Source organism: Klebsiella sp. 141162 (assembly GCF_050600755.1).
In the GTDB taxonomy this organism is placed as follows: Bacteria; Pseudomonadota; Gammaproteobacteria; order Enterobacterales; family Enterobacteriaceae; genus Klebsiella; species Klebsiella aerogenes.
The window spans coordinates 840,349-853,946 of the sequence record NZ_JAQIRI010000001.1 but is presented as its reverse complement, the minus strand read 5'-3'; the positions used below and the strand labels follow the sequence as shown (position 1 = coordinate 853,946).

Annotated in this window: 13 protein-coding genes; 9 read left to right on the top strand and 4 right to left on the bottom strand. The window is 54.5% G+C overall.

Features of this window, described 5'->3' with window-relative positions; translation table 11 throughout:
- Positions 1-237 precede the first annotated feature (237 nt).
- The 5 genes from PGR23_RS04020 (at position 238) to yciA (ending at position 4,983) form a co-directional block, all read left to right on the top strand.
- Positions 238-651, top strand: coding sequence for a YkgJ family cysteine cluster protein (locus PGR23_RS04020; RefSeq protein ID WP_045393211.1), 414 nt, complete (start codon positions 238-240; stop codon positions 649-651).
- 27 nt (positions 652-678) lie between these two features.
- Entirely contained in the window at positions 679-1,422 is a 744-nt protein-coding gene (locus tag PGR23_RS04015) for a YciC family protein (protein WP_315710821.1), read from the top strand.
- 51 nt (positions 1,423-1,473) lie between these two features.
- Positions 1,474-2,013 carry a septation protein A gene (locus PGR23_RS04010; protein WP_015366196.1) on the top strand — a complete coding sequence of 180 codons (540 nt, stop codon included), beginning with the start codon at positions 1,474-1,476 and terminating at the stop codon, positions 2,011-2,013.
- Between the two features lie 286 nt (positions 2,014-2,299).
- The gene (locus PGR23_RS04005) at positions 2,300-4,483 is read left to right on the top strand and encodes a TonB-dependent siderophore receptor (protein WP_315710823.1); all 2,184 of its coding nucleotides are present in this window, start codon (positions 2,300-2,302) and stop codon (positions 4,481-4,483) included.
- 101 nt (positions 4,484-4,584) lie between these two features.
- Entirely contained in the window at positions 4,585-4,983 is a 399-nt protein-coding gene (yciA, locus tag PGR23_RS04000; RefSeq protein WP_015705756.1) for an acyl-CoA thioester hydrolase YciA, read from the top strand.
- A gap of 33 nt (positions 4,984-5,016) precedes the next feature.
- Here the strand turns inward: yciA and PGR23_RS03995 are convergent, their stop codons facing one another.
- A complete protein-coding gene (locus PGR23_RS03995; protein ID WP_047045057.1) occupies positions 5,017-5,553 on the bottom strand; it encodes a YniB family protein in 537 nt (178 codons plus the stop codon).
- A gap of 151 nt (positions 5,554-5,704) precedes the next feature.
- Here PGR23_RS03995 and hxpB point away from each other — a divergent pair, with 151 nt between their 5' ends.
- From hxpB to PGR23_RS03980, 3 genes are all read left to right on the top strand, one after another.
- Positions 5,705-6,373, top strand: coding sequence for a hexitol phosphatase HxpB (gene hxpB, locus PGR23_RS03990; protein WP_045393217.1), 669 nt, complete (start codon positions 5,705-5,707; stop codon positions 6,371-6,373).
- Between the two features lie 127 nt (positions 6,374-6,500).
- Positions 6,501-7,091, top strand: a complete 591-nt coding sequence (locus PGR23_RS03985) for a metal-dependent hydrolase (protein ID WP_015705758.1) — start codon at positions 6,501-6,503, stop codon at positions 7,089-7,091.
- Positions 7,092-7,224: 133 nt separating this feature from the next.
- Positions 7,225-8,616, top strand: coding sequence for an L-cystine transporter (locus PGR23_RS03980; RefSeq protein WP_015366191.1), 1,392 nt, complete (start codon positions 7,225-7,227; stop codon positions 8,614-8,616).
- Positions 8,617-8,675: 59 nt separating this feature from the next.
- Here the strand turns inward: PGR23_RS03980 and cedA are convergent, their stop codons facing one another.
- A complete protein-coding gene (gene cedA / locus PGR23_RS03975; protein ID WP_072047989.1) occupies positions 8,676-8,948 on the bottom strand; it encodes a cell division activator CedA in 273 nt (90 codons plus the stop codon).
- Positions 8,949-9,120: 172 nt separating this feature from the next.
- Here cedA and katE point away from each other — a divergent pair, with 172 nt between their 5' ends.
- Entirely contained in the window at positions 9,121-11,379 is a 2,259-nt protein-coding gene (gene katE / locus PGR23_RS03970) for a catalase HPII (protein ID WP_315710828.1), read from the top strand.
- A gap of 41 nt (positions 11,380-11,420) precedes the next feature.
- On the opposite strand, the gene chbG is transcribed toward katE, so the two are convergent.
- Complete coding sequence (chbG, locus tag PGR23_RS03965) at positions 11,421-12,179, bottom strand: chitin disaccharide deacetylase (RefSeq protein ID WP_047045065.1); 759 nt, start codon at positions 12,177-12,179, stop codon at positions 11,421-11,423.
- A 12-nt stretch (positions 12,180-12,191) separates the two neighbouring features.
- Entirely contained in the window at positions 12,192-13,538 is a 1,347-nt protein-coding gene (locus PGR23_RS03960) for a 6-phospho-beta-glucosidase (protein ID WP_045374759.1), read from the bottom strand.
- Between the last annotated feature and the right edge of the window lie 60 nt (positions 13,539-13,598).

Here is a 13,598-nt window from a genome sequence, read left to right as displayed (position 1 = left end):
CTGCAAATATACCTACAATGAGTTAGCTTTGATCTGTTTTAGATCACACCAGGCCATTAGATTTAACATTTATTGATCCAGATTAATTTTTGCAGCAGTTAGTAACGTTCTGATTTGTCTTTACATCAATTTTTACCCATGAGAAAAATTTTTGCTTGCCCCCCTTGTCGCCGATCGCGCGGATAGCTAATTTAATTGCCGACAATTTGTGTTGATGCGTTTTTTTCAGGTGTAATTATGAGTGAAATCAACCCGTGCATGACGTGCGGTGCCTGTTGTGCGTATTTTCGAGTCTCCTTCTACTGGGCTGAAGCCGACGACGCTGGCGGCGTGGTACCCACGCAGCTCACCGAACCCCTTACCCCTTTTCTGCGCTGCATGAGCGGTACCAATCAGCGGCAAAGCCGCTGTACCGCCTTAAGCGGTGAAATCGGCGAATCGGTACACTGCTCCATCTATCACCAGCGGCCTTCCCCCTGCCGCGAATTTGCCATGTCAGGCGAAGGCGGCGAACTCAACGAAGCGTGCGATCGCGCCCGTGCCCGCTACGGCCTGCCGCCACTGGGAACTCTTTACAAAGATATACCTACCGTGACCTCGGCAGAGACTGCTACCCAACCACGTTTTGCGGTACAATCCCCGGCTAGTTAAAACACCTGCAAGACTCAAGGAGAATGCATGTCTATCACGGCGAAGTCCGTCTACCGTGACACGGGGAATTTTTTTCGTAATCAGTTCGTTACTATTCTGCTGATTGCGTTGTTATGCGCGTTCATCACGGTAGTCATTGGCCATGCCTTTTCGCCCAGCGACGAGCAGTTATCGATCCTCAGCGAGGGCGATAACCTGGTGGGCAGCGCCGGCTTGTTTGAGCTGGTGCAGAACATGACGCCGGAACAGCAGCAGATCCTGCTGCACGCGTCGGCAGCCTCAACCTTCTCGGGCCTGGTGGGGAATGCCATCCTCGTCGGCGGCGTACTGTTGCTGATTCAGCTCATCTCCGCCGGGCATCGCGTCAGCGCGCTGCGGGCGATCGGCGCGGCAGCGCCGGTTCTGCCGAAGCTGTTGCTGCTTATTCTGTTCACCACCTTCGTGGTACAGATGGGGATGATGCTGGTGCTGGTGCCGGGCGTGCTGCTGGCGATTGTTCTGGCGTTCGCGCCGGTGATGCTGGTGCAGGATAAAATCGGCATCTTCAGCGCAATGCGCGGCAGTATGCGTCTGGCGTGGGCGAATATGCGCCTGGTGGCGCCAGCGGTACTCGGCTGGCTGCTGGCAAAAACGGCGCTGCTGCTGCTTGCTTCAAGCTTTGCAACGCTGTCGCCCAACGTTGCCGCCGTGGTCATTAATACCATCAGCAATCTGTTCTCTGCGCTGTTGCTGATCTATTTGTTCCGCTTGTATATGCTTATTCGCAACTAACTTTAATCAGGGCCGGGCATTCCGGCCCTTCCTGAACGACGGAATTGATGTATGAAGCAGTTTCTCGATTTTTTACCGCTCGTAGTCTTCTTCGCTTTTTATAAGATTTACGATATCTACGCCGCAACCACCGCGCTGATCGTCGCCACCGCGGTAGTCCTCATTTATAGCTGGGTGCGCTATCGTAAAGTTGAAAAGATGGCGTTGATCACTTTTGTGCTGGTCGCCGTATTCGGCGGGCTGACAATCTTCTTCCACAACGATGAATTTATTAAGTGGAAAGTGACCGTCATCTACGCCCTGTTTGCCGGCGCCCTGCTGTTCAGCCAGTGGGTAATGAAAAAGCCGCTGATCCAACGCATGCTTGGTAAAGAGCTGACGCTGCCGCAGCAGGTGTGGTCGCGGCTGAATCTGGCCTGGGCGCTGTTCTTTATTCTCTGCGGGCTGGCTAATATCTACATCGCGTTCTGGCTGCCACAGAATATCTGGGTCAACTTCAAAGTCTTCGGTTTAACGGCATTGACCCTGGTCTTTACCCTGTTGAGCGGCGTTTATATCTACCGCCACATGCCGCAGGACGATAAGCACTAATACCTCTCAACGGTACGCGCTAGCCGGCGCGTACCGCCTCCCTTGTGCTTTTCATTTCTTTTCTCTACCTCCTATCCCGTTCAGTTCAAATTTAACTTCCGAAAGAGCGGGTAAGCCACCTCTTATTACGCCTTTCCCCAACGGCTCGCCTTCACGCTTTCTTCATCAAACAGGAAAAATTGCGCCAATTGTGAGGATTTGATGAAGTTTCGTCCCGCCTCATTGTAATGATAATGATTATTATTAATATTCACGTTCTTGTTTTATTTTGATACGGATATTTACAATGAGAACGAACACCGCATTCCCCCTCGCTCCCCTTACCATCATTATCGCCAGCTTCTTTTCAGCGGAGAGTTTGGCCGAAGAAGCCGAACAGGATACTGAAACCATGGTGGTCTACAGCACCGCCGAAGAAGCGTTAAAACAACAGCCCGGCGTTTCGATTATCACCGCCGAAGATATTGCCAAAGAGCCGCCGGTTAATGACCTGTCAGAAATCATCCGTAAAATGCCCGGCGTGAATCTGACCGGCAACAGCGCCAGCGGTAGCCGCGGTAACAACCGTCAAATCGACATTCGCGGGATGGGCCCCGAAAACACGCTGATTTTGATCGATGGCGTGCCGGTTACCTCACGAAATTCGGTACGTTACAGCTGGCGCGGTGAACGCGATACCCGCGGTGATAGTAATTGGGTACCCGCTGAAATGGTTGAACGTATTGAAGTCCTGCGCGGACCCGCCGCGGCCCGCTATGGGTCCGGCGCGGCCGGCGGCGTGGTGAATATCATTACCAAACGACCAACCAACGACTGGCACGGCTCACTGTCGTTCTTCACCAATCAACCGGAGAATAACAAAGAAGGTGCCACCAACCGGGCCAACTTTAACCTCAGCGGCCCTCTGGCAGGCGATGCCCTCACCATGCGTTTGTACGGCAACATCAATAAAACCGATGCTGACGCCTGGGATATCAACCATGCGCAGAATGGCTCATACGCCGCCGGTCGCGAAGGCGTGCGTAATAAAGATATTAACGCCCTGCTGTCGTGGAAAATGACCCCACAACAGATCCTCGATTTCAACTATGCCTACAGCCGCCAGGGCAATATTTATGCCGGCGATACCCAGTACAGTAACGGCAACCTTAGCCCCAATGGCCTGGTTGATTCACTCTACGGCCATGAAACCAACCGCCTGTATCGCCAGTCGTGGGGGCTAACCTATAACGGAATTTGGGATTGGGGACAGTCAAAAGCCGGCGTTTATTATGAAAAAACCAATAATACCCGCCTGCAGGAAGGATCAACCGGCCGCGTCGAGGGGATGATCAATAGCGATGAATACGCCACCAGCCGTCTGGAATCATGGCGCTCCACAGGCGAGTTAAACATTCCGTTCTACTGGTTGGCGGATCAGACGTTGACGCTTGGCATGGAGTGGAACCGCGACGAACTCAACGATCCGGCGTCGATGCAGGCCACTGACGTGAGCGGTGAAACCATCGCCGGCACCAGCGGCAATGCCGCCGATCGTAGTAGCAAAAACAGCGCCACGTTAACCGGGATCTACCTGGAAGATAATATCGAGGCCACGCCGGGAACTAACATTATTCCCGGCCTGCGTTTCGATTACCACAACCAGTTCGGCAGTAACTGGAGCCCAAGCCTCAACCTGGCGCAGGCATTAGGTGAGTGGTTTAAAGTCAAAGCCGGTATTGCACGGGTATTTAAAGCACCGAATTTATATCAATCCAGCGAAGGCTATCTGCTCTCCACCCGCGGCAACGGATGCCCGAACGCCATTGCAACAGGCAGTTGCTATCTGCTCGGCAACCCGGATCTGGATCCGGAAATCAGCATCAATAAAGAGCTTGGGCTGGAATTCAACGCCGGAGGCTATAACGCCGGGATCACCTGGTTCCGTAATGATTACAAAAACAAAATCGTCTCCGGCAGCGAGGTGCTTGGCTACACTTCCAGCGGCAACAACATTCTACAGTGGCAGAACGGCGGCAAAGCCGTAGTAGAAGGACTGGAAGGGACCGTGCTGATCCCATTGATTGCCGACACCCTGAACTGGCGCACCAACGCGACCTGGATGATTAAATCGGAAAGTAAAGATACCGGCAATCCGCTGTCGGTGATCCCGAAATATACTATCAATACCATGCTTGACTGGCAGGTAAACAGCAAACTGTCGGCTAACATAAACTGGACAATGTATGGCCGTCAAAAGCCGCGTCAGTACGCGGAAATTCGCAACGAGACCGGGGTTCTCGCCACCAATGAAGTCGGCGCTTATTCGATAGTCGGGATCGGCGGCAACTATCAGTTGATGAAAGATATTCGCCTGAACGCCGGCATCAGCAACCTGTTTGATAAGCAGATTTATCGCGAGAACGCCGGTGCGTCAACTTACAACGAGCCGGGGCGCGCCTATTACGCCGGCGTTACCCTAAGTTTCTAATCTGCCGACGCCCGTACCGACGGGCGTATTCCCCTATTCTCTCTGCGCCGTTTTCATAGTAGCATCGCGCCTGATCTCCTTTGACTAGTACAGAGTATAGAATGACAACAACAGATCTCGCCCCGAAGGGCGAATTGGTTTTACGCACCCTGGCCATGCCGGCGGATACCAACGCGAACGGCGATATTTTTGGCGGCTGGCTGATGTCGCAGATGGATATCGGCGGCGCGATTATGGCCAAAGAGATTGCCCGCGGCCGCGTTGTGACTGTCCGTGTTGATGGTATGACTTTTTTACGCCCGGTCGCCGTTGGCGATGTTGTGTGCTGCTATGCCCGCTGCGTAAAGCGCGGCAACACCTCGATCACTATTAATATTGAGGTATGGGTGAAAAAAGTATCGACGGAACCTCTGGGCCAGCGTTATAAGGCGACGGAAGCCCTGTTTATTTATGTGGCGGTAGACAATGAAGGCAAGCCGCGAGCGCTGCCTGCCGAGTAAGGCATTGCCCGGCTTGCCGGGCAGATCTTCTGCTTAAAGAAAGCCAAGCAGCGAGAAGAAAATATAACCGATCACAATCACCACAATCGGCAGCACGTAAAGCGTGAAATACTGCTTCAGAATAGTATGACGCGGAACGACAATACGTTCGGCAAGCTGTTCGCGCGACAGGCCTTCCGCGCCTTTAGCCTGTTCCAGAATCAACTGATCTTCCACGCCTTCGCGTAGAAACTTCGCCTGGCGGGCCATCCGCGCGCCGGAAGCCTGCAACGCCATACCGACAAACACCAGCGCGTAGATAATCCAGAAACCGATGTTCAACGCATGTTTGAACTCCGGCAGCGGCGAGTTGTACCAGAAGAAATTCAGGAACGGCGTATTGAAACGCACCATCTCAATCATCAGGTGGGCGAAATCCATCATCACCGCATCAATACCCGGTTTCTTTTCGCTATGCTCGTACATAAACTTCAGTACGGAAATCAGCGTAGACAGCACGGCTGGAATGAAGATGACCCATCCCAAAATGCGTTTAATGACCGCAATGCGTCCAGCTTGTTGATACGTCATGAGTTCCCCTTGTTTAAAACGCCAGACTCTCCATGCCGACATAGAGTCAGGTATAAGTCTATCTTCCGCAGCGAATTTCGCCTGCTTCAGCGCGGTATGATATACCATATGGACAATTTCGTTATCTACTTACGCCAATGGAGAGGAACTTATGTCAGCAAAGCGTCAGATTCTTGCCGCTATTTTCGATATGGATGGCCTGCTTATCGATTCAGAGCCGCTATGGGACCGCGCAGAGCTGGAGGTACTGGAAAGCCTCGGAGTGGATATTAGCCGCCGTGATGAATTACCTGACCTGCTGGGGCTGCGCATCGACCTGGTGGTCGATTTATGGTTTGCACAACAGCCCTGGCGCGGCCCGGACCGCGCGGAGGTAACCGCCAGTATTATCCGCCGGGCCATTCAGCTGGTCGAGGAGTCACGGCCGTTGCTGCCCGGCGTGCGTGAAGCCGTGGCGTTGTGTAAGGCCGAAGGACTAAAAATCGGCCTCGCCTCCGCGTCGCCGCTGCATATGCTGGAAAAAGTGCTGGAAATGTTTGAACTTCGCGACCAGTTCGACGCGCTGGCCTCAGCCGAACATCTGCCTTACAGCAAACCGCATCCCCAGGTCTATCTTGATTGCGCCGCAAAGCTTGGCGTCGCGCCAATGTCCTGCGTGGCGCTGGAGGATTCTGTTAACGGCATGATTGCCAGCAAAGCGGCGCGGATGCGCTCGATTGTGGTTCCGGAAGCAGAAAACAGCCGCGATCCGCGCTTCGTACTGGCCGATGTGAAACTGGCGTCTCTGCAGCAGCTGACGGTAGCAGACCTGCGCGGCTAAACGACTTGCGCTGGCATTAATGTCGTCAAAATATGTCAACCTTGTGACAAAGAGTTACACCGTCACCTCTTCCGTATACTGTATAAAAACCCTATACTGTATGAATTGACAGTTTAGGGTTTTTATCATGACGGCGGAAGGCCACCTCTTCTTTTCTATCGCCTGTGCGGTATTTGCAAAAAATGCAGAATTAACCCCCGTGCTGGCGCAGGGGGACTGGTGGCATATCGTTCCTTCCGCCGTGCTGACCTGCCTGCTGCCCGATATCGACCATCCTAAATCTTTCCTCGGGCAGCGTTTAAGCTGGGTCTCAAAACCGGTAGCCCGCGCCTTTGGCCACCGGGGCTTTACCCACAGCCTGCTGGCGGTATTCGGCGCGCTGGCGCTGTTCTATCTAAAAGTGCCGGAGAGCTGGATAATCCCGGCCGATGCGCTGCAGGGTTTAGTGCTTGGCTACCTCAGCCATATACTCGCCGATATGCTCACCCCGGCCGGCGTACCGCTGCTGTGGCCTTGTCGCTGGCGGTTCCGCCTGCCGATCCTCGCGCCGCGCAAAGGCAATCAGCTCGAGCGCGCGCTGTGCATGGCGCTGTTCATTTACGCCGTCTGGATGCCGCAAAGCATGGCCGAAAATAGCGCCGTGCGCTGGTCATCAAATATGATTAATTCGCTGCAAATAACCTTTAATCGTTTTATTAACCATCAGGCTGAACGATAAATACGCTAAATGATTTTTTGGTTATAACCCATTCCATTTGAGTATAAGAAAGCAATAAGGCCTTCTGCTACTCTTGGCGCCATAAGAGTTGGTTTCAGACCAACCCAGGTAACAAGATATCAGGAGAACGGGGATGAATTTTCCATTAATAGCGAACGTTGTCGTGTTCGCGGTTTTACTGTTTGCGCTGGCTCAAACCCGCCACAAACAGTGGAGCCTCGCTAAAAAAGTACTGGTCGGTCTCGTTATCGGCGTTATCTTTGGTCTTGGCCTGCAGCTGGTTTACGGCTCCGACAGCCAGGTTCTGAAAGATTCTATTCAGTGGTTCAATATCGTCGGTAACGGCTATGTACAACTGCTGCAGATGATCGTTATGCCGCTGGTCTTCGCCTCCATTTTGAGCGCGGTGGCGCGCCTGCACAATGCATCACAGCTGGGGAAAATCAGTTTCCTGAGCATCGGTACGCTGCTGTTCACCACCCTAATCGCCGCGCTGGTCGGCGTGTTGGTGACCAACCTGTTTGGCCTCACCGCTGAAGGCCTGGTGCAAGGCAGCGCGGAAACCGCTCGTCTGAACGCCATCCAGAGCAACTATGTCGGTAAAGTATCAGATCTGAGCGTTCCGCAGCTGATCCTGTCGTTTGTGCCGAAAAACCCGTTTGCCGATCTGACCGGCGCTAACCCGACTTCTATCATCAGCATCGTTATCTTCTCGGCGTTCCTTGGCGTCGCGGCGCTGAAACTGCTGAAAGACGATGTGGAGAAAGGCCAACGCGTCCTGACCGCCATCGACACGCTGCAGGGCTGGGTGATGAAGCTGGTGCGTCTGGTGATGCAGTTGACCCCGTACGGCGTACTGGCACTGATGACCAAAGTGGTTGCCGGTTCCAACCTGCATGACATCATCAAGCTCGGCGGTTTCGTGGTGGCCTCTTACATCGCGCTGGGGATCATGTTTGTGGTACACGGTCTGCTGTTAGCCGTCAATGGCGTCAGTCCGCTGAAGTATTTCCGTAAAGTCTGGCCGGTGATTACCTTCGCTTTCACCAGCCGTTCCAGCGCGGCGTCTATTCCGCTGAACGTGGAAGCGCAGACGCGCCGTCTGGGCGTGCCGGAATCTATTGCCAGCTTCTCCGCCTCATTTGGCGCGACGATTGGTCAGAACGGCTGCGCCGGTATCTATCCGGCGATGCTGGCGGTAATGGTAGCGCCAACCGTTGGCATCAACCCGCTGGATCCAATGTGGATTGCCACCCTCGTGGGTATCGTCACCGTAAGCTCCGCGGGCGTAGCCGGCGTTGGTGGCGGCGCGACCTTCGCAGCCTTGATCGTGCTGCCGGCGATGGGTCTGCCGGTCACGCTGGTCGCGCTGCTGATTTCCGTCGAGCCGCTGATTGATATGGGCCGTACCGCCCTTAACGTTAACGGTTCAATGACCGCCGGCACGCTGACCAGCCAGTGGCTGCGCCAGACGGATAAAGCCATCCTCGATAGCGAAGAAGACGCCGAACTGGCGCATCGCTAACGTTAACAGCCACAAAAAAGCCGCTGAATTTCAGCGGCTTTTTTATTTTACCCGCGAGGTTATGCCTCTATTTCACCTTCCTGGCGTATCTGATTAGCCCAACGCTGCGCCGATTCCGGCACGGTGAACGCCGGTGAACGGCGGAAACGCTCGCCCATCAGTACAAAGGCGACGTACTTGCCCCGCAATATCCAGACATCGCGAAAATGGTCCATTTTAACGGCATGATCCGGCGGCGCAGGCTCGACGCGCGGCACGTAGCTAATGACAGGGCGATTTTGTTGGCGCAATGTTTTCATAACAGATGGATTCACTAAGCAAAGCGGGAACATAAACCCCTATCATAGCCGATCGCCCCCCTTTTCGTCGCCCCTCCTCCGCTAATGCGCATTTTAGGATAACTCTATTCGTTTCTGCCCGGAGAACCCAGAACAATGTTCTATAGTTAGAAGGGTTTTGGTTTAGCAACGACCACTTTTAGCAATGAAAGCAGGAGACGAGCAGATGTCAGAAAAACACCACGACCCACACAGCCGACAGGCTCCGGTACACGATAGCGATGAAGCAAAACCGGGCCTTGATTCACTGGCACCCGAAGACCGCGAATGGCGCCCTACTCCCCAGCCAACCGCGCCCGGGGAGCAGCCGACGTCGCCCGGCAGCCTGAAAGCGCCGGATACTCACAGCATAAAATTAGATACGCTTGAGCCGCAGCGTAAAGGCGGCGAAAACTTCCCGCTGACCACCAATCAGGGGGTACGCATCGCCGACGATCAAAACTCGTTACGCGCCGGCAACCGCGGACCAACGTTGCTGGAAGATTTTATCCTGCGTGAGAAAATTACCCACTTTGACCATGAACGCATTCCCGAGCGTATCGTTCATGCTCGCGGTTCCGCCGCGCACGGCTATTTCCAGCCTTACAAAAGCCTGAAAGAGATTACCAAAGCCGATTTTCTGTCCGCGCCGGAAAAAATCACCCCCGTTTTTGTCCGCTTCTCCACCGTTCAGGGCGGCGCGGGCTCGGCCGATACCGTGCGTGATATCCGCGGCTTTGCCACCAAATTCTATACCGAAGAGGGCATTTTCGACCTGGTGGGCAACAACACGCCGATTTTCTTTATCCAGGATGCGATTAAATTTCCCGACTTTGTCCATGCGGTGAAACCCGAACCGCACTGGGCAATTCCGCAGGGACAAAGCGCCCATGACACCTTCTGGGACTATGTTTCGCTGCAGCCGGAAACATTGCATAACGTGATGTGGGCCATGTCCGACCGCGGCTTGCCGCGCAGCTATCGCACGATGGAAGGTTTCGGCATTCATACCTTCCGCCTGATTAACGCCGAAGGCAAGGCTACCTTTGTGCGCTTCCACTGGAAGCCGGTGGCCGGTAAAGCATCCCTGGTGTGGGATGAGGCGCAGAAATTGACCGGCCGCGACCCGGATTTTCATCGCCGCGACCTATGGGAAGCCATCGAGGCTGGCGATTATCCGGAGTTTGAGCTCGGCCTGCAGTTAATTCCTGAGGAAAACGAGTTCGATTTCGACTTCGATCTGCTGGATCCGACCAAACTCATTCCGGAAGCGCTGGTGCCCGTGCAACGAGTCGGCAAAATGGTGCTTAACCGTAACCCCGACAACTTCTTCGCTGAGAACGAACAGGCGGCATTCCATCCAGGTCATATCGTGCCGGGTATCGATTTTAGTAACGACCCGCTGCTGCAAGGGCGACTCTTCTCCTATACCGATACGCAAATTAGCCGCCTCGGCGGGCCAAATTTCCACGAAATTCCGATTAACCGCCCTACCTGCCCGTATCATAATTTCCAGCGTGACGGCATGCACCGAATGGAGATTGATACCAATCCAGCAAACTATGAGCCCAACTCTATCAACGATAACTGGCCTCGCGAAACGCCGCCGGCGCCGAAACGCGGCGGCTTTGAATCACTGGCGGAACGCGTTGATGGCGAGAAAATCCGTAACCGTAGTCCCTCCTTCGGCGAGTACTACGCCCAGCCTCGCCTGTTCTGGCTCAGCCAGACGCCGATTGAGCAGCAGCACATTATCGGCGGCTTTAGTTTTGAGCTGAGCAAAGTGGTCAGAGTCTGGATCCGCGAGCGGGTGGTCGATCATCTGGCGCATATTGATATCGGGCTGGCGGAAGCGGTAGCCAACAATCTCGGTATCGAACTCAGTGATGAGCAGAGGAATATTGCCCCGCCAGCGCCGGTTAACGGCGTGGAGAAAGATCCAACCCTCAGTCTTTACGCTGATGGCGATGGCGACGTAAAAGGACGAATTGTCGCGGTATTACTCAACGAGAAAACCTGCGCGCAGGATGTACTCAACCTGTTGCAAGCGCTGCAGGCCAGAGGCGTCCACAGCAAACTGCTCTATTCGCGTATGGGCGAAGTCAGCGCCGATGATGGATCGCAGCTACCGATCGCCGGAACCTTCGCCGGCTCGCCATCGTTGACGGTTGATGCGGTTATCGTTCCCGGCGGCGATCTGAGCAGCATCAGCGATAACGGAGATGCCCGCTACTATCTGCTGGAAGCTTATAAGCATCTGAAGCCTATTTTACTGGCGGGCGATGCGCGGCAGTTTAGTTCGCTGCTACAGGTGCCCGCTGCGGGTGAAGAAGGGGTTATCGAATGCGACGCGATTAATACGCTTAGCGTTGATAAGCTGCTGACGCTACTGGCCGCGCATCGCGTCTGGTCAAGAAGCAGTAAAGTTGCGGCCATACCCGCATAATAAAAAGCCCGGCAGTTCATGGCTGCCGGGCTTTCCTCTCTTTATACGTCGCGATAGTTTCCGAGCCGGTAGCCGCGTTCCGCAATAGCGTACTTCAGTTCGCCGGACGTCAGCACGTCCAGTTCGGTCAGCCGCGGATAGCAGTAAGCGCTGCCCATAATGGTGTTATCGACAAATGCCGGATGACACATCACTTCCAGCGAGTTTTCCTGCCGTTCGAGCGATGCATCCAGCGTCTGCAGGAACAGCGCTTGTGAAACCGCTTCACCGTAAAATTCGCTGCTGAAGCCATCGCTACTGCGCGCCGCATCCTGATCGAGGCCATTCAGCGCCGCCACCTGGCGGTCGATACGCAAAGCGACACCCTTTTCGCGCGCAAAAGCGGCGACGATGGGGTAGATCTGCGCGATCATATGCACGTGGTGGTGGCTGTCGATATGGGTCGGTTCGCAACCAAACAGTTCGATAAAACGCCGGTACTGACACTCCAGTTCATGGGCGATCTCATCCAGCGGCAGGCTGTCCTCTTCCGCCATCTGCCAAATCCATTTGCCTAACCGCCCGTCGCGGGTTAACCCCGGCATCGCCGATAATGGCTCGCCCAGCGTCAACACAAAGTGCATGCCCACCGCCAGCTCGGGCAGGCTGCGACTCAACTGGGCGGCGTGGCCGATAGCCGCGCCGTTGACCAACGCCGTGGTCGACGTCACCAGTCCGTTCCTGCAGGCTTCGATAATACCGTAGTTCTGCCCTTTGCTCAGGCCATAATCATCGGCGTTAACGATCAATACGCGTTCCATCGGCCGCCCCCGTTACTGTTTCAGTTTTTCGATAGTGGCTGCAAAGTTCGGCAGCCACTTCTCATGGGCGAGGATCATCTCCCGCGCCAGCTGCTCGGCATCACGATCCGAATGAATCAACGGGCTTAAATTGAGCGCCAGCAGCACATCATTGAGCTCACCGCTTATTGCCGCCTGGCTGGCCGCCACTTCAAAGCCTTTGATGGTATAAATCAGCCCCAGCACTTTTTCATCAAAATGCGTGATTCGCGGCGTGGGTTTCGCGCCATCGCGGCCCAGCGTACAGGTCATTTCTACCGCCCAGTCGGCCGGAATATTATCAACGTGGCCATGGTGCGGAATATTCACATAGTGCTCGGCCTGCTTATCATTGTAAATGGCGTTAATCACCTCGCAGGCGGCATCAGAGTAGTAAGCGCCGCCTCGCTGCTCAAGCTCCTTCGGCTTAATGTTCAGATCCGGATTTTTGTACAGTTCAAACAGCTGTTTTTCAACCTTCTGTACGACCTGAGCGCGCGCGCCGCCTTTATAGTACTCGCCCATCTCAATCGCCAGCATCTCTTTCGGCTTGAAGTAATAAAGCAGATACGAGCATGGGATCAGGCGCAGTGAGCGAATCAACCCTTCGCTAAACGGCAGGTCGAAGATGTTTTTCACCGAGTTCGCGGTCAGGCGGCCAGAAGCCACGCCGTCCAGCAGTTCATCGAAGCGCGACACGCCGTTGACCAGCACATCGCGAACGAACACCAGGTGGTTAAGGCCGAACAGATCGATATTCAGTTCATCGCTCGGGCTCAGCTGCAGCACATCGGTAATAAACATCTTCATACCGATTGGAATGTTGCACACGCCGATAAAGCGTTTGAAATTGGTGTGGCGATATACCGCCTCGGTGACCATACCCGCCGGGTTGGTAAAGTTAATGATCCACGCATCGGGGCAAATTTCCTGCACATCTTTGACAATATCGAAAATCACCGGGATGGTACGCAGGCCTTTAAACAGACCGCCCGCACCGTTGGTTTCCTGGCCAAGATAGCCATGGCTTAGCGGGATACGTTCATCTTTTTCACGCGCTTTCAGCTGGCCAACGCGTAGCTGCGTGGTGACGAAATCCGCCCCTTCCAGCGCCGCGCGGCGATCCAGCGTTTTGTAGACTTTCATCGGCACGCCGGCTTTTTCTACCATCCGCTGGCACAGCGCATGGATGATATCGAGCTTCTCCTGCCCTTCTTCCACGTCCACCAGCCACAGTTCCGTTACCGGCAGCTCATGATAGCGTTTGAGGAAACCTTCCAGTAATTCCGGGGTATAGCTGCTGCCGCCGCCGATAGTCACGACTTTTAATTTCTGGCTCATATCTTTCTCCCTTAGGCGCTACGCGTAGACGTAGACCGCTCTCCGCATAAATGCGGACAG